The sequence below is a fragment of the Mycoplasma razini genome (assembly GCF_048076865.1).
Classification (GTDB): Bacteria; Bacillota_I; Bacilli_A; order Mycoplasmatales; family Metamycoplasmataceae; genus Mycoplasmopsis.
The window spans coordinates 380,655-399,743 of sequence record NZ_CP182212.1 but is presented as its reverse complement, the minus strand read 5'-3'; the positions used below and the strand labels follow the sequence as shown (position 1 = coordinate 399,743).

Annotated in this window: 9 protein-coding genes; 5 read left to right on the top strand and 4 right to left on the bottom strand. The window is 28.6% G+C overall.

The features are described from left to right. The first annotated feature begins 345 nt into the window (after positions 1 to 345). From ACM0L0_RS01705 to gyrA, 5 genes are all read left to right on the top strand, one after another. Complete coding sequence (locus ACM0L0_RS01705; RefSeq protein ID WP_416738839.1) at positions 346 to 1,416, top strand: M42 family metallopeptidase; 1,071 nt, start codon at positions 346 to 348, stop codon at positions 1,414 to 1,416. A gap of 19 nt (positions 1,417 to 1,435) precedes the next feature. Continuing rightward, the gene (locus ACM0L0_RS01700; protein ID WP_416738838.1) at positions 1,436 to 1,678 is read left to right on the top strand and encodes a YneF family protein; all 243 of its coding nucleotides are present in this window, start codon (positions 1,436 to 1,438) and stop codon (positions 1,676 to 1,678) included. Between the two features lie 260 nt (positions 1,679 to 1,938). Next, positions 1,939 to 3,726, top strand: a complete 1,788-nt coding sequence (locus tag ACM0L0_RS01695) for a potassium transporter TrkG (protein WP_416738837.1) — start codon at positions 1,939 to 1,941, stop codon at positions 3,724 to 3,726. A gap of 8 nt (positions 3,727 to 3,734) precedes the next feature. Further along, positions 3,735 to 4,421, top strand: coding sequence for a potassium channel family protein (locus tag ACM0L0_RS01690; RefSeq protein WP_416738836.1), 687 nt, complete (start codon positions 3,735 to 3,737; stop codon positions 4,419 to 4,421). Between the two features lie 337 nt (positions 4,422 to 4,758). Next, on the top strand, positions 4,759 to 7,191 hold the full coding sequence (gene gyrA / locus ACM0L0_RS01685; RefSeq protein ID WP_416738848.1) for a DNA gyrase subunit A: 2,433 nt from the start codon (positions 4,759 to 4,761) through the stop codon (positions 7,189 to 7,191). 93 nt (positions 7,192 to 7,284) lie between these two features. On the opposite strand, the gene ACM0L0_RS01680 is transcribed toward gyrA, so the two are convergent. The 4 genes from ACM0L0_RS01680 to ACM0L0_RS01665 form a co-directional block, all read right to left on the bottom strand. After that, the gene (locus tag ACM0L0_RS01680) at positions 7,285 to 11,403 is read right to left on the bottom strand and encodes a leucine-rich repeat protein (RefSeq protein WP_416738835.1); all 4,119 of its coding nucleotides are present in this window, start codon (positions 11,401 to 11,403) and stop codon (positions 7,285 to 7,287) included. A 304-nt stretch (positions 11,404 to 11,707) separates the two neighbouring features. Further along, positions 11,708 to 14,683 carry a UvrD-helicase domain-containing protein gene (locus ACM0L0_RS01675; protein WP_416738834.1) on the bottom strand — a complete coding sequence of 992 codons (2,976 nt, stop codon included), beginning with the start codon at positions 14,681 to 14,683 and terminating at the stop codon, positions 11,708 to 11,710. 125 nt (positions 14,684 to 14,808) lie between these two features. After that, positions 14,809 to 16,806 (bottom strand): leucine-rich repeat domain-containing protein, encoded by a 1,998-nt coding sequence (locus tag ACM0L0_RS01670; RefSeq protein ID WP_416738833.1) that lies wholly within the window; start codon positions 16,804 to 16,806, stop codon positions 14,809 to 14,811. Then, entirely contained in the window at positions 16,778 to 18,904 is a 2,127-nt protein-coding gene (locus ACM0L0_RS01665) for a leucine-rich repeat protein (protein WP_416738832.1), read from the bottom strand. The genes ACM0L0_RS01670 and ACM0L0_RS01665 overlap by 29 nt, the downstream gene beginning before the upstream one ends. Positions 18,905 to 19,089: the final 185 nt, after the last annotated feature.

Below are 19,089 nucleotides of genomic sequence, written 5' to 3'. Positions count from 1 at the left end.
AAATATGGATTTATTATATACTTTAATTTTTACCTGTTATTTTTGGGTAAAATTTGATCTTTTATTTTTTGAGCCTATATTTCAGCACTGGAAGTTTAAAATTTTAAATAATTGAAATATTTTTTAAAATTTGTCAAATCTAAATAGTCATTTTTTAGATGATATTTTGAAAAAAATTCATGTTAATTTAATTGATCAAAAAATGATAAAGTGGAAATTAAGCAAATTTTAATGCTAAAAAATTACTTTTTAGTTATATTAGGCTATTTAAGCCTTTTTGCCTTATTTACTCACTTTTGGGCCAAAATTTGATAAACTTAAAATGTTGACTAATAAGGAGCTAATATGAAGCAATCATTTAAAGAAAGAATTATAAAATACATGGAAATTGAGGCCATGTCTAGATATGAAGAACCAGTAGCAGATGAATTAAGAAAAAACATTACTGGGTATGAAGTTACTAGAGATAAAATGGGTTCAATTATTTTTCATAAACCAAGCAAAAATCCTAATGCACCAAAAGTTATGGTTGCAGCTCACATGGATGAAGTTGGTTATATTGTTAGAAGAATTGATAAATCAGGTCAAATTTTGCTTAGTCCAATTGGTGGAATCTGAGCAAGCACAGTTATTGGTACTAAAGCTAAGTTAATTACTCAAAACAAAACTTACTTAGGAGTTTTTGGACACACTTCAATTCACATCATGGAAAGAGACAAGGTAGCTAAAGCTTTAACAAATGATGATTTATATGCTGATTTTGGATTCAGATCAGAACAAGAAGCTATTGAAGCTGGTGTTGAAATTGGAAATCAAGTTAGAATGAGTGGAGAAACTATTCTATTTGATAATGAAGACTTAATTGGTGGTAAATCAATGGACAATCGTGCTGGAGTTGCTGTACTTGAAAGAATTGCACAAACTGTTGCTAATGCTAATTTAGATTGTGATCTTTACTTAGTTGGTACAGTTCAAGAAGAAGTTGGGACCAGAGGGGCTAAAACTTCAGTCTCAATCATTAATCCTGATGTAGCTATTGCTTTAGATACAACTTCTTCACATGATACAATCGGGACAATTGCAGGAACTACAGCATTATTTAAAGGTGCTGCATTAAGAATTAAAGATGGTGGTAACTTAATGGATACAGGTTTAATTAACCTTATGCAAGAAGTTGCAGCAAAACACAATATTCCAGCATATAAATTTGTCTCAATGGGTGGTGGAACTGATGCTCATGAGTTACAATATGCTCGTGGTGGAGCTGCTACTTTAACAATTTCATTACCACAAAGATATTTACATTCACCTATTGGAGTTTGTGCTATTTCAGATTTATTAGCTGCTAGCGATTTAATCTCAAATTTTATATTAGAATTCAATCCTGAAAAATATGATAAAATAAAATACAAATAAAACAACACAGGAGGTATAAATGGTTGGAATGTCTACAGGTGCATTCGTAGGAATGATTTTCGGTGTTGTTCTTTTAGTTGGAATAGCTGTTGCTTTAGTTACTTTCTTTGTAACTAAAAGAATCTTTGAAAAACAATTAAGAGAAAACCCACCTATTAATGAAAAAATGATTCGTGTTATGTTTAAACAAATGGGAAGAACAGCTAGCGAATCACAAATTAGACAAATTATGAAGTCTATGAATGATGCCAAAAATAAATAAAATTCATTAAATCATAAATAATTCACTTTAATGGTGAATTTTTTATTTCACTTGCTCTAAGATTTAAAACAAATTTTATCTTTTTTAATCTCATGTTTTTATAAAATCTCAATTTCTTCACTAGTTTTAGATCTATTAAAAACTTTTATTACTTGCTAAAAGGCTTAAAAGTTAAAACTTCTCAAAGAATATTTGGGCTATTAAATTTATTTAATCAAATAAATTTAATATAATTTAAATATATTAAAAATAGGAGTGAAATGAAACGAATCAAATATAACTTGAAAGGTAAATTTCTAAATTCCAAATTTATTCAAAGTTTGATGCGTTTTTGACATTGGAAGTCGAATGTTTCAAAACTTAAATACTTATTATTTGTATATTTTTTAATTGTCTTAGTTTCAAGTTTACTATTATTCTCACCATGAACCCAAAATGTAAATGCTGAACGTATTTCATATATTGATTCTGTCTTTACCACTGCGTCAGCATTTAGTGATACAGGATTAGTGGTTTCAGATACCTTTAAGCAATGAAATGACTTTGGACAAGCCATCATTGCAATTTTAATTTTGGCAGGGGGAATTGGAATTTTTGCATTAAAATTCTTTATCATTAATTTTATTTTCCGCAAAAAATCCTCTTCACTAGGTGAAATTAAATTAATTCAAAGTGAACGTGGTGGTACTAATACTGCTAAAATTACTCAAATTATTATTTCATCAATAAAATTTTTATTTATTTGTATTTTTATTTTCAGTATTGCATTAACAATTTATTTTTATTTTGCAGCCCCAATTCATACTAAAGGGATAGAACTGCTCTTATCAAATGACCTTAGAAGTAGTGATCCTAATCATTTAAAGGAAATGCAAAATAATTTTATTTCCCCTCAAGGAAACATTTTATTAGCATTGAAATTTGGAATTTTCCATACTATTTCAGCTATTAATAATGCTGGTTTTGATATTATGTCTTCTTTCAGTTTAATGCCATATTATCAAAATTACTTTTTACAAATTTGCTTTATTATTTTGTTAATTATTGGTGGAATTGGATATCCAGCTATTTATGATCTAACTTGTTATATTAAATACAAAATCAGACGTGAAAAAGCTCCATATCATTTTTCAATCTTTACTAAAGTGTCTTTAGTTACTTATGCATTAGTATTTTTAATTGGTTTCTTAATTTCGATTGGATTTGAAGCAAGTTCACAAAATCCATATGCATTATGAAATCAATATTACATTCCACAAAATTTATACAGTACAAATGGTGATTTATATACAGCAAATCAAATGTATTCATTCCACACTCAATATGTAGAATGATTTAGAAATGGCAAAAATCTTAATGATCTAGCTAAACCAGAATATGCATTATTAAATGAACAAAAATGAATTTTTGAAAACGGACAACTTTACGGTAATTGATTTGATAAGACTTTTGCCACATTATTTACTGCTTTATCTACACGGAGTGCAGGATTTGCGACAGTAAATATTAAACACTTCACACAAGGATCAACATTCGTCTTTATTTTCATGATGATCATTGGAGCTGCACCCGCTTCAACTGGTGGAGGAATTAGAACAACTACATTTGCTTTGATTATAATGGGAATTGCTCGGGTACTATTTGGATTACCAAGAGTTAGAATGTTTAAGCGTTCAATTAATCAAGATACAGTTAATATGTCATCTCAAGTATTGGCTATTGCCTTTATTTTGATAGTTCTTGTTTCATTAGTACTGTTTTCATCATTTAAAGATTATGGTGGTCAAATTCAAACCATGTCAAATTCAGTTAATGCAAATGAAATTTACACCACGCAAAATATAATTTTCGAAGTAGCAAGTGCCTTTGGAACTACAGGATTAACCTCAGGTATTACAAAGAGCTTAAATACAGTTTCAAAACTTGCTTTAATTCTTATTATGTTTATTGGACAATTTGGTATTTCATCAACCTTGCTTGTTTGAAAACGTAAGAAGAACGGAAAACGTACATTTGAATACGTTGATGCTGATGTTGCAATTGGATAGGAGAATATATGAAATTAAATTATAAAAATGACATTGTAGTAATTGGGACTGGTCGTTTTGGTCAAGCTGTAATTGAACAATTACTCAAAATGGAAAAAAGCGTCTTTGTTCTTGATAAAGACCAAGAATCAGCTAAATTATTTGCTGATGAAGTAGATCGTATTGTTATTGGTGATGCTGCTGACACTAGAACTTTAAAATCACTTGGAATTGACCAAGCTGGAACAGTAGTTGTTGCAGTTTCTGACAATATCGAAATCGTAGCTGCTTTACTTGAATTAAAAGTAAAAAATATTATTGCTCGTGCTACTTCAAAACGTCACGCTAGAGTTCTAAAACAAATAGGTGTTGATGTTATTATTCGCCCTGAATATGAATCAGGAATTCGTGCTGCTTTAATTGCAACAAATAAAAACTTTATTCGTTACTCTCAAAACTTGCAAGAAATTGGTGGTAACTTTGTAATTGGATCAACTAAAGTTAATAATAGCGAATTAGAAAACAAACAAATCAAAGACTTGCATTTATCACAAATGGGAATCACTATTGTACTTATTAAAACTGGCAACACTTTTAAACGTGCAACCGGAGATACCATTATTCAAAAAGATGATATTATTACAATTATTGGTGAAGTCGGTAATGTAACAAACGCACTTGAATGATTAAATGATAAAGCTGAAATCACAGCTTAATAAAAAAGAAGCTTTTAATACGTGTGTATTAAAGCTTTTTTTATTTTTACTACTACCACATAGGGACAAAAATAAATCCCGCTAGCTAGGTAAAAAGCTAAAAATCTATATAATTTAATTAATTATATTAATTAAATTATGAGGTAAAAAAATGAATGATAAAGATAAAATCATATTAAACGATAATGATGAAGCCAAAGTAAAGATCCAAGAAGATACTGAATTTGAATATGAAGAAAATAATACAATGATTTTTCGCAAGAAAAAAGAAGTTGTAGTCGAAGAAGACGAAGAAGAAATCCCACAAGAAAGTGATGAATATACAGTTGAATCTCAAATCATTACTGAACCTACTGATGGATTACATCCAGTTGTAATTGACAACGAAATGAAGCAATCATTCTTAGAATATTCTATGAGTGTTATTGTTTCACGTGCTTTACCTGATGCTAGAGATGGGTTAAAACCTGTACACCGTAGAATTTTATATGATATGAGTGAACTTGGTATCACACCAGGAAGCCAACACCGTAAGTCAGCTCGTATTGTTGGGGATGTACTTGGTAAGTACCACCCACATGGTGATTCTTCAGTTTATGAAGCTATGGTTAGAATGGCGCAAGATTTCTCAATGCGCTACCCATTAGTAGACGGACACGGTAACTTTGGATCAATTGATGGTGATGCAGCTGCTGCTATGCGTTATACTGAAGCTAGAATGGCTAAAATTGCTGTCGAAATGCTTGATGGAATTAAGAAAGATACAGTAGATTTTGTAGATAACTATGATGGTAGTGAACAAGAACCTACAGTATTGCCTTGTCGTTTCCCTAACCTACTTGTTTCAGGGTCTTCAGGAATTGCTGTTGGTATGGCTACAGAAATTCCACCTCACAATCTTGGAGAAACAATTGATGCAACAATTGCTCTTGCTAAGAATCCTGAAATTACAGTAAAAGAATTAATGCAATATATTAAAGGTCCAGATTTCCCTACTGGAGCAATTATTTTAGGTACTAAAGGAATTTTAGAAGCTTATGAAACAGGTAGAGGAAGCATTCCTGTCCGTTCAAAATGTGAAGTCATTGAACAAAGCAACGGAAAGAGCAAAATCATAATTCGTGAAATTCCTTATGCAATTAAGAAAACTACTATTATTGAAAAAATTGCTGAATTGCACAAAACAAAAGTGATTGAAGGAATCGTTGACTTAAGAGATGAATCTAACCGTGAAGGTATTAGACTTGTTATTGATGTTAAAAAAGGTGTAAACCCTCATATTTTACTTAATAAGCTATATCAAAAATCAAATATTCAAACAACATTTAACTTTAACCTAGTTGCTATTGTTAACAACGAACCAAAAACTTTAAACTTAAAACAAGCATTAGAAGTATTTATCGATCACCAAAAAGAAGTTGTTACTCGTAGATTAAAATTTGACTTAAATAAAGCTGAAGAAAGAGCTCATATTTTAGATGGATTAAAAATAGCTGTTTCAAACATTGATGAAGTTGTTGCTATTATTAAGAAATCTAAGACAGATGCTGATGCTCAAGAAGCTCTTGCAAAAAGATTTGGACTTAGTGAAAAGCAAACTAAAGCTATCCTAGAAATGCGCTTAAGTCGTCTTACAGGTTTAAGTATTGAAAAAATGGATGCTGAAATTGCTGACTTAGAAGTTGAAATTGCTCATTATAAAGATATCTTATCTTCTGAAGCTAAATTAATTGATGAAATTGTAACTGAATTACAAGAAGTCAAAGATAAATATAATGATGAAAGACGTACTGTAATTGATGCTTCTGCAGTTGGAGTTATCTCTGATGAAGACTTAATCCCTGAAAGAGAAATCGTAATTACAATGTCAGCAAATGGATATGTAAAACGTATGGATTTAGATGAATATAATACTCAACGTCGTGGTGGTATGGGCTCAGTTTCAATGAAGACTTATGATGACGATGATATTGCTATGATTATTCATGCATCTACTCATACAGACTTACTGCTATTTTCAAATTATGGAAAGGTATATACTTTAAGAGGACACCAAATTCCTGAAGGTTCAAAACAATCTAAAGGATTACCATTTATTAATATTATCCAAGGATTAGATACAGAAAATGGCGAAAAGATCGTTTCAATCTTAAATATTGATTCATTCCAAAATGATCAATATTTAGTAACAGTAACAAAACAAGGTATGTTTAAGAAATCTGAACTAGGATTATTTAGCAACATTAGAAGAAATGGACTTATTGCTTTCAAACTTCGTGAGGGTGATCAGTTAGTTAGAGCCTTTGTAATAGGTGAAAACGATGCAGTATTATTAGCAAATAATGTTAAAAATGTTGTAATGTTTAAATCAAATGATGTTAGACCTCTTGGACGTTCTTCTTTAGGGGTAAAAGGTATTTCTCTAGCACCAGAGCAAGAAGTTATTTCTGCTTCAGCTGATAATGAAGGTGATTATGTTCTTACTTTAGGAGAAAAAGGTTTTGGTAAATTAACTGCTAAAGATCAATTCAGATTAACTAAGCGTGGTGTTAAAGGTGTTACTGGAATTAATGCTGAAAAAGCAGGAAAACTAGTCTTCGCTCGCTTTGTTAACTTAACTGATGAATTACTTGTTATTACTTCTTCTGGAGTAACAATCCGTACTCAAATTGGACAAATATCAGAAGCTTCACGTAATACTAAAGGTGTCAAGATCATCAACCTTAAAGAAGGTGATAGTATTGTTGATGTTGAAGTGATTAAACAATAATTAAATAAACAATTTATAAGCTTATGCCTATAGCATAGGCTTTTTATTTAAAAAACTCAGCATCAAATGACACTGAGTTTTAATTATTTAGTATTAATTTGCTTTCACTGTAGGTTTTGGATTTAAATTAGGGGTATTATTAAATGCATCAGATGCAATATATTTTAGATTAGGAGCATGGAAAGTAGTTAAATTAGGATTATCTAAGAAAGCTTCTTTATCAATTAAAATTAACTCTGGTAAATAAGCAGATGTTAAATTTTTCATTCTTGAGAAAGTTCCCTTATCAATATATTTAATCTTTGGCATATCAATTGTTTTTAATTCTTCGTTATTTTCAAAAGCATATTCACCTATTTCTGTTAAGTTAGGTGCTGAAATTAAAGATAATTTTTTTGCATTTAAAAATGCATATCTTTCGACCGAAGTTACATTCGGCAATGATATAAATTTTAAATTTTCGTTATTTCTAAATGCGCTTTCTTCAACGATTTCAACTTTTGGTAATATTGCAGATTCAAGACTAGTATTATCAACAAATGCTTGTGAGCCTAACTTTTTAAGATTTGGAAGTTTTATTGTGGTTAGTGATGTCGAACTTTGAAATGCACTATCACCAATTTCTTCTACAAGAGGTAATGATATTTCTTTTAATTGTTTTGTGTCTCTAAAAGCACTAGATTCAATGGTTTTAACTTTAGGGAAATTTACTGATTTAAGATTTTCAGCTTTTAAAAATGCATTAAAGCCAATAGACACTACATTAGGGAAATCAACTGATGTAATGTTATTATTGTTTTCAAATGTTCCGGGATTTATTTTTAATATATTTTCATCTACTATATCACCTTTTGCATTATCTCATTTTACTAAAACACCATCAATAATGATTTTGTCACCTAATTTAGGGGTATTTTTAAATATATTTGGACTTGAAAATCATTTTAAATTAGGGAATGATATTTTTGATAAGTTGATAGCATCTTTAAAAGCACCGGAACCGATCCGTTTAACTTTAGGAAAATTAGCTTCAACTAAACTGCTAGCATCTGAAAATGAATGATAACTAATTGAATTTAACTCCGGAAAATTAATGTTTATTAAATTTCTTGTTCCAGAAAATGCATTAGACTTCATAAATATTGCTTTTGGAAAATTAGCTGATGTAAGACTTATTGCATCTTGAAAAGCACTATATCCGATTGATTTTACTTCTGGGAATGAAGCAGTAGTAAGTTTTGTAGTCTCTGAAAATGCATTATCACCTATAATTTCTGCTTTAGGAAAATTTATTCCCTCTAGCTTATTTGCATTCATAAATGCAGATTCTTCTATTTCAGTTACATTAGGGAAATCAACTTTTGTTATAGAATGATTATTTTTAAAAGCTTCAGTCGCAATTTTTGTTATTTTATTATCAAATATATCTCCAGAGGCATTATCTCATTTAACAAGTGTTGTACCAAGCACCAATTTTTCATTTAATTTAGGTGTTTCTTCAAAAGCATGAAAACCTATTTTTTCTATTTTTGGCGCTGAAATAAAACTTAAATTTGTAGCTGAACTAAAAGCATAATTTTTAATTTCCTTTGCTTCTGGGAATGAAGCAATACTTAATGCTTTTGCATATTGAAATGCTGATTCATCAATAGTAATAACTTTAGGAAAGTGTGTTGTTTTTAAATTATCTGTTCGTGCAAATGATTCATAACCTATTTTTGTGGCATTTGTAAATGATGCTTCTTCTAATGCTATTGCTCCAAAAAATACTCATGGATTTATAGTTTTAACATTTGGAAATATAGCTGATTTTAATGACATTGCACCACTAAAAGCTGATCAACCAAGTTTTTCTACTTTTGGCAAGTGAACACCAATTAATTTAGAGGCACGTTCAAAGGCAGATCCTCCAATTTCAATTACATTTGGGAAGTCAACTTTGATAAGTTTTTCGTTATGAGCAAAAACTCCATCAGCTATTTTAGTTATTTTGTCATCAAATACATTTCCTGAGGCATTATCTCATTTAACAAGAACGCCATTTATTATAAGTTTATCATCTAATTTATTTGTATTAGAAAATGATTTATACCCAAAATCTAAAGCTTTTGGTAATTGATATGAAGTAAGATTAGAGTCACCTTCAAAGGCTTTGACACCAACTTTTGTAACTTTTGGCAAATCAATTGACATTAAATTAGTTGCTTTATTAAAGGCATAATCATCTATTTCAATAGCATTAGGGAATGAAATTGATGTAATCTTATCATTATTTTGAAATGCGCTCTTATATACCTTAGTTACATTGGCATCACTAATTGCTCCAGTAGCATCATCTCATTTAATTAAAGTACCATTTAAAACTATTTTTGATTTTATCTTAGGAAATGCATCATTTTCATTTGAATATGTAAATGCTTTTGGGTAAATATATTTAACATTAGGCAAATTAAATGATATAACTTTTGAAGTATCTCTAAACGCATGTGGAAGAATTTGAGTAATGCTTTCATCATTAATATCACCTGAAGGATTTTTTCATTTGAAAAGAATACCATTTATTACAACTTTATCACCACTTAATCTGTTAGTTCATAATCCTGTTGAATCAAGATTATATTCATTGTCATACAGCATTTTTTCCAGCTTAGGTAAAATAACTTTATTAATTGAATAATTTCCATTTACAATAAGTGATAATTCTTTAGTATCTGGACATTCTAAAGTTATTCCAATTGAATTAAATGCATCCAGTTCTTTATCAGCCTTCATAAGAATTTGACTGAAAGTGGTTTGATCAATTCTTTCAATATCTTTAATTATTAATTTGTTTTGTTCTTGATCATATGCAACGTTAGCAACATTTTTGCCATCATCATATTTAAATGAGACAAGATCTTTATTTTCTGGAATATCAGTTTTGGTCTTTAATTTTAAATTATCAATTAAATCGCCCATTTGGCTAACATGATTTTTTAGCTTTTCTAAACTTGCCACAATTACATCTGTAAGTTTGTCAAATTTAAGTTTTAAAATATTATTAACTGCATTTAGTTCTGACTCATTAGTTAGTATTTTACTAACTTTTGTTTCTAAAGCTTTTTTACTTTCAGGAATTAAATTTATGATTTGTTTTAGGACTTCAAATGTTGAATTTTCACTTGAAATTGGCATTTCATTTATTTTATTTGCTAATTCAACTACTTTTAAATTAAAATAACTTGAAAATTCGTTTATAAATGAATCTATCTTATTGATATCTTTTGTATCTTTATTAGTTTTTAACGTTTCTAAAATAGTTGTAACAGTGTTTGATCAAACTTCTGCTTCTGATTTTAAAGCTTCTGACATTAGTTTTTTTATTTCAGAAAGCTTTTGAACAGTAAAGTAATCAGTAACTTGTTTTGCGCCAAAATCAGAACTTTTTGTCTCAATTGCAGCATTTAAAATATCTGTCAAAATGTTATTAAGCTTTAGGACGATATTTTGATATGAATTTTTAATTTTTGTAAGCCTGTTAGTTGATAAAAATTTTTCTGTTGTTGTTAAAATTCCAGAACATCCATTTACATAATCATCTGCAATTATATTAGCAAATTTAGTTATCAATTGGTTTTGATCTGGGTTTAGTCCTTTGGCTTGATCACTACTAATAAGTGCATATGAGCGTAAAATAGGTTGTCTAATTGAGTCTGCTAATTCTTTTAGAGGTTTTACTTCATCTACAATTTTTTCTGGAACTTTAACACTTGGATTTGCGACCTTAAATCCTTTTATTGCTGTTTGACCTATAATAAATAAATCAGCATATTTCTTTGATTGAATTTTGTATTTTAATTCTATTAAACCTTTTTTATCATCCGCAGTTAAGTATTGCACATTAGCTTTTTCTGTTGCTACATTTACATTAGGTGCTAGACTTAGCTGTTTTTTTAATTGAGTGCTAATCTCTACCAGTGAGACAGTAAAAAGCTCATCATCATAGTTTTTAAAGATGATATCATTAGGGACAATTTGCGATGCAAGGGTTTCAGATTTATTAATTGAATTTTTTACATCAGCTATAAGAACAGTTTCAGTTTGCTTTAATTTTGCTTGCTGTTGTTGGTAATCTCTTTGACTTTTGAAAATTACACTTGGAATAGCAATAATAGCGGATCCAGTCACTAATCCACTAGCTATTACTAATAAATATTTTCCAACTTTAGACATTGTTATTAACCTTTCAACTTTTTTAGTTTTTTAATCAATGATTTAAAAGCAGATTTTGTTATGTAAATATATTTAAATTTATCCCTCCATATTAAAATTATATTCTTTTTTATAAAAATAAACTTTTTATCCAGTTTCCAAAAATCCTCAAGCATAACTTTTGAAGTCATCTGCTTGAGATTATTAATATTTTTTCTAAATAAAGGCTTGAATTTTATCTTTTTTTGTCTTTATCCTTAAATTAGATTTATTTTTCATATTAAAAATAAAAATCAGCAAGCAATTATGCTGATTTTAAAACATGTTATTTAGATAAATCTGTTAAATATTTAAATAGCGATTTCTTTCTTGAACATTTCTTATAATTTCTGCAGCCTTGAAATGATCGACCATCACTAGTTTTAAATCAAATAATATAATCTCCGCACCGATTGCAAAATATTTGATTTTCAACAGCGTTGGATTCAATTAAGCATTTACACATATTGCAAGAATAAAATTTACCAGATTTAATTTTTAATAATTGACCATTTTTACAACTTTTACAACTATAAAATTTTTGTTCTTTTGTTGCTAGCGTTCTTTTTTGTGCCCTATTTTTTAAGTATTCAGGAAAAATAACATCACAATTGTTTTCAATTTCTGCCACAAAAATAGATTTTTCAGCAGCTTGTGAAATAATGTAAGTATAGCTTTTACTTCTAGTTAGAGCCACATATCAAAGTCTTCTTTCTTCAGAAAAAGAAAATTCATCAGCTTTATCAAGCACCATATTAATCACAGAATCATTATGCATTTGATTTGGAAAACCTTTGATTCCATAGTCAGCATTCAATATAATAACAAAGTCATCCTCTAAGCCTTTAGAACTATGCACTGTCACATATTTTAGTTTTAAATCTGAATATTTATTTGAAACAAGCTCTGTATATTCACTTTTATATGAGGGTTTTAATTTTTCTAAATTAGCATCTAAATATTCGTCCAAATCATTATTGTTTCTTCCTAAAAGTAGTACTGATCCATTTGGGTTTAATTGATTAATTTGAGCTAGAATAAAGTCCAAACATATAGCTTTAGAATGGTTTTTATCACTAAATGCAAGTTTAATTGGTCTTGGTAGAGAAATATCAGAATATAAATTTTTCTTAATTTGATAAGGATTTTTAGAAATAAAGTCTTTAGCTACCTTTAATAGTTCACTGGAATTACGATAAGTGTGTGTTATAAAAGTGCTGTTAGCATAATTAAAATATTTCATGAAATTAATGAATATATCTATGTCACAGCCATTAAAACTATAAATAGATTGTCAATCATCACCTACAGCAAATAATTTACCATCATTTTTATTTAATAAAGCTTGTAAAAATGTCAACCTACTATGAGAAATATCTTGAAATTCATCAACAATAATATATTTATAGTTATATTCCTTGCTATCAATCTGATTCACTTGTTTTGCTGCTAGAAATATCATGTCATCATAATCGATCAAACTATCTTTTTCTAATAAGCTACGATAATATAAATAAATATCTTTTGCGATATCTAAAAAGAAATAATCTCTTTTGCTTTTAGCATTATTCTTTAATAGCTCGAATCCTGCTGCTGAATCATACTTTCCTTTGTACAAGGAAAGAAAGTTTACAACAATACCTATAAACCTTTTAAAGTCGATATCATTATAGGTTGAATTCCAACAATCCAAGATATCTTGTTGGCTTAGTTTTGAAAATGTTACATTATGTTGCTTTAATAAATTTGTTAAATCTTCAAAAATTGAAGCTTCGTTAAATTGATATGAATAAGTCTTTATACAAGTTGTATTGTATTTTGTGTGTATCTGCTCTTTTCATTCAATTGTTTTATTGTATCTTTCTTGCTCTTCAGGGTTAAAGTTGGGATTTAATCCTTCACGAGTAATTCCGAAATGTTCATGATAAATATCATAATCTTTCAAGTAAAAATCAGGGAGATATTGTCGCTTGTCTTCGGTAGCTAATTGTACTTTATATGGTTGCTCATAGGCATAGTTAATTCCATTTATAAAATAAAAATTAGCTAGCATAAGCTCTTCGGTGCTTTTAACATATTCCTTTTTTAAAGTTTTTTTACGTTTTTGATTTCCTAAATTTGCTAAAGCCTGCTTGGTAGATGCAAAAGTATTATTATCTAAGTTTGAAATTACATCTTTTTGAGTTTGCAATACAGTTTGATCCTTTTGAGTTATGTCTGCATTTAAATACAATCCATAGTAATTTAAAATCTTATATAACATCTGAGAGTTTTTAGGTAAATATTGGCTAAAATAGCTTTCAATTTTTGCTTCAAATTGTTGATCAACATTTAATTTTAAGCCTGCTGCTTTTTGCAAAATGTTAAGCCCTAAAGCATGGAAGGTGGAAACCGAAATAGCTCTATTTATATTTTTTAGTTTGCTTTCTAAATCTTGAGCTGATTTTTTAGAGTATGATAAGCACAAAATATTTTCTGGTTCAATATGATTATGTTCTAATAAGTATTTTATTTTGCCACAAATTGTTAAGCTTTTTCCTGAACCAGCTCCAGCAATTACTAATAAAGCCTTTTCATCCATTAATATTGCTTTACGTTGTTCAATGTCTAAAGCATGATTATTAATATTGTCAAAAATTGGATCATTTTGCTCTTTTTTAAAATATTCGTTGTTATGTCATGTAATTTGATTCTCAATTTGCATAATTCAATCAAAGTTATAGAAACACTTTTTACTTTTACTTAAAGACTGAGTAAAATTTTGGCATTCTTTCAGTAAATAATCTTTCTCAGCTTGATTGATGTAATTTAGTTGATCAAGTCTGTTTTGTATATGGATTTGTTTTTGATAAAGCTCAAATTGCTTTTTAATTTCGCTATTGTACTTTTGAAATTCAGTCATATTCATTATGAATTGATAGCTTTCCTTGTTATAAATATGGTTTTTAACAAGGAAAGCTAAGACTTCAAATAAATAAGCTTCTCTTTCAGCAGATAATTGATCTAAAGAATTTAAATAAGTAGGATAATTAAAGTACTCGATATCAGGAAAGTATTGATTTCATTTAGTTATAATATTGCCTAAATTTTGATATTTTTTAATTAATCTTTTATGTCAAAATCTATTCAAAGCAATTAATTCATCATGAAAAGGTAGTAATTTCTTATATATAGCTTCATATTTTTTTATATGTTCATTATCAAAATATCTAATAAGTTCTTTATATTGTTTTAAGTTCTTTTTAAATTCAGCTTTATCCATTATTCTCCTAATACATTATATTAATTTTATATGATTAATCTTGTTATATTAAATTAATAATCAAATTTGATAAATAAAAACCTAGAGTATTACTCTAGATTTTCTTATTTGATTTTATAAAACTTTTAAGCTTGTGGGTTAGGTTTATTAGTTAATTTTGGAGTATGTTCAAAAGCATCAGGAGCAATTATTTTTACTTTTGGAGCATAAAATGAAGATAAATTTATTGCACTTAAGAAGGCTCTAGGCTCAATTTCGATCACTTCAGGGAAGGATGCAGAAGAAAGGTTTTTTGCATCGCAAAATGCCATTTTATCAATAGTTTCTACTTTAGGGAATGATACAGTTGTTAAACCAATGGCTTTTTCAAATGCTGAATTACCAATTCTTATTGCACTAGGCGCTGAAACCAAATTAAGATTTTCATCTCCGTAAAACATTTCGCCACTAATTGCAATTGCATTTGGTATTGAAATTGATGTTAAATTTGTTACATATTTGAAGGCACCAAAACCTATATTTACCACTTTTGGTAATTCAATAGTTTTTAAAACTTGATTGTTTGCAAAAGCATCTATTCCTATTTTTCTTACATTAGGTAAATTAATAGATGAAAGGCTTGAGGCATTTTCGAAGGCAGCATTTTCAATAATTTCTGCTTTAGGGAATGAAATTGATGTTAGAGCTTTTACTCCAGAAAATGCATTGCTTTCAATAATTTTTACTTTTGGTAAATTTATTGAAGCAAGATTTTTCGCATATTTAAATGCGTCTTCTCCGACACGAATTACTTTAGGGAAAGAAACAGATGTAATGTTGGCATTTTGATTAAATACACCATCACTTATACTTGTAATATTGTTGTCTTTAATTTCACCAGTTGCATCCTCTCATTTGACTAAAACATTATTAATTATAAGTTTATTTCCTAGTTTTGGAGTGTTTTTAAATATATCTTTTCCATGTAATTCCTTTAATATTGGGAATGATATACTTGAAAGATTAACCGCATCTTTAAAAGCTGAACCTTGAAGGGCCTTTGCTTTCGGGAAATTTGCAGCAGTTAAACTTCTAGCCCCAGAAAATGCGCTAGATTCAATTTCTTCTACTTCAGGAAAATTAATATCAGTTAAACTTATAGCATTTTCAAAGGCAGCATTTCTAATGATTGTGGCTTTTGGGAAGTTCACTGAAGTTAATTTTGTTGCATTAGAAAATGAAGATCAACTTATTAATGTTAATTCTGGAAAATCAACTGATATCAAATTCTTTGCACCATAGAATGCACTGTAACCAATTTTTGTAACTTTAGGCATATTAATTGTTGTTAAATTAATTGCATTCTTAAAGGCATCGCTCCCTATTTCTTTTAGATTAGGGAAAGAAACAGATGTTATATTTTCATTACCTTCAAATACACTATCTGCAATTTTTGTTATATTTGAATCTTCTATGGTGCCTTTAGCATCATCTCATTTTAAAAGTATTGTTCCAGAAACTATTTTTCCATTTAATTTCGGAGTATTTGTAAAAACATCATAACCTATTTCTTCTAGCTTTGGAAATGAAATAGAGCTTAAACTTTCATTATCTTTAAATGCATATGCATAAATTTCTTTGGCCTCTGGGAAAGAAATGGATGTTAAACTTTTCGCATTTTCAAATGCTGAAGGTAAAATTGTTTCTACCTTTGGAAAATTAATAGTTTTTAGTTTTACTGCGTCTTTAAAAGCTTTAAATCCAATATTTGTAGCATTCATGAAGAACGCATTTTCTAATTCAGATGCATCAGAAAATGCTCCCTCTGGAATGATCTCAACATTAGGAAAATCAACTGATTTCAGTGATGTTGCATACATAAATGCGAATGAACCCATTTTTTCAATTTTTGGTAAATTGACAGTTGATAATTTTGATGCATTTAAAAATGCAAAATCACCTATTTCTGTTACATTAGGGAAATCTACTTTTGTTATTTGATTATTTGATGAAAAAACTCCAGCTGCTATTTTTGTTATTTTATCATCATGTAGCTCACCTGTGGCACCTTTTCATTTTGTTAGAATACCATTTATAACAATTTTTGAATCTAACTTATCAGTGTTTGAAAAAAACTTTATCACCAAATTCTAATGCTTTTGGTAATTCAAATTTTTCTAGATTCGTTGCTGATGAAAAGGCTAAGTCACCAATTTTTGCTACTTTTGGGAATTTTATTGAAGTTAAATTAGTTGCATTAGCAAATGCATTTTTACCAATTTCTGTCACATTAGGGAATGAAGCAGATGTAATCTTTTTATTATTTTCAAAAGCACTGTCAAAAATTCCTCTAATGTTAGAGTCAGTAATATCCCCTTCAGCATCAGGTCATTTAATTAAAATACCATTTAAAACTATTTTTGACTTTATTTGAGGGAATAATTTTTCTTTGTTTTCATGTCCGAATCCCTCAGGTGAAATTCATTTTACATTTGGTAAATTAATTGATGTTATTTTATGTGTATTTTCAAATGCATATGGCAGAATTTGAACAATTGTTTCATCATTAATATCACCTTTTGGATTATTTCATTTAAAAACAATACCATTTATAATAACTTTATCTCCTTCTAGAGATCTAGTTCAAAGAGCAGGAGATTGAATTGTATAATCTTCGTTATATACTACTTTTTCTAATTTAGGTAGATTAACTTTTTTAATTGAATATTTTGTATCAGCTAAAAGAGAAATGGTTTTAGCATCAGGGCAATCTAGAATTATGTCTGAGTTTGTAGTTCCTGTTTTTTCAGCTGTTAAATTAAGAATAGAAGTAAGTGTGTTTTCATCAATATTTTCAATATCCTTAATTACTACTCTTTCGTCTGCTTGATTGTATTGAACATTAGCTGTATTTTTTCCATCATTATATTCAAATGACACTACATCATTGTTTGGCACAGTTTCAGGAGCTAAGTCCAAAGCATCAATTAATGTTGCCATGTCTTTCATATGCATATCTAGCATTTCAAGATTTGATTTAATTAAATCATCTAAACTGTCAAATTTATTTTTTAAGTTCTTTTTAACAGACATAAGATCTGTTTCGTTTTTTAACAACTCAATAGCTTTTGCTTCTAAAGCTTTTTTAATTTGAGCAATTAAGTCTTTTGTTTGATTTAGTATTTGAGATGCCGATGCTTTTGATGCAATTGGCATTTGTTTAATTTTGTTTGTAAGATCAAGAATTTGTTTATGAAATTCGTTTGATATTTCAGTTATAAACTCGTCAATTTTATCAATGTTTTTGGTCGTTTCGTTGTTTTTTAATGTTTCTAAAATTGTTTTAGCAATATTTGTAAGATCTTGAGCTCTAGATTTTAAAGTCTCTGAGATAATGTTTTTTATTTCAGTTAGCTTTTGAGCTGTAAAGTAATTATCAATTTGGTCTTTGCCTAATTCAACACTTTTGATTTTAATTGCTTCAGTTAAGACATCAGTTAATGCGTTGTTGAATTTTAAAACCATGCTTTGATATGAATCTTTAATTAGTTGTAATGATGTTACAGGTAAGACATCTTCAACAGTTTTTAAAATATTTGTTAAGACTTTTACATGAGTTTGTGCTACTTTTTGTCCATATTGAGAAATCGCTTCTGCTTGATTTGCTTTTAATCCTTTTGTTTGATCACTGCTTATAGTTTTATAAGGTGTAATAATTGGTTCAGTAAGCATTGAAGCTATCTCTGCAATTGGCTTTCTAACTTCTGTAATAGGTTTAATTGGAGTAACAATTTTAAAACCATCTATTACAGCTTTTTTGACAATAAATAAATCATCATATTTTTTAGATTGAATTTTATATACAAACTCTAGTATTCCTCTATTGTCATCAGCATGGAAATATTGTATATCTTTATTAACAGTAACAATTTCTTTCCCTGGCATTGCACTTAGCTTATTTGTTAGTTCTGTTGTAATATCAACTAGTTCAACATTAAACAAGTCTTTATTATAGTTGACAAAACTAATGTCATTTTTAGTCATTTTAGAAGCTAGTGTTTTAGACTTTTCAATTGAGCTATTAGGTATAACCATAAGATCTTTTTCTGTTTGTTTCAAATTAGCTAGTTGATTTTGGTATTTCTTTTGATTCCCATAAATCACACTAGGTATAGCGATAATAGCAGACCCAACTGCTACTCCGCTAGTTATTACTAATAAGTATTTTGCAACTTTAGTCATTAATTTATCCTCTCAGCATTTTGAAAATTAATATCATTTATAATGATATTGCTACTAAAAAATTCATTTTTTAGTTTTTTTAAATTTATCCCTCCATACTTAAATTATATTCTTTTTTAAAAAATGAAATTTTTAATCATAAGCTGCTAATTCCTAAAATTAAGTATTCAATGAATTAAATAACT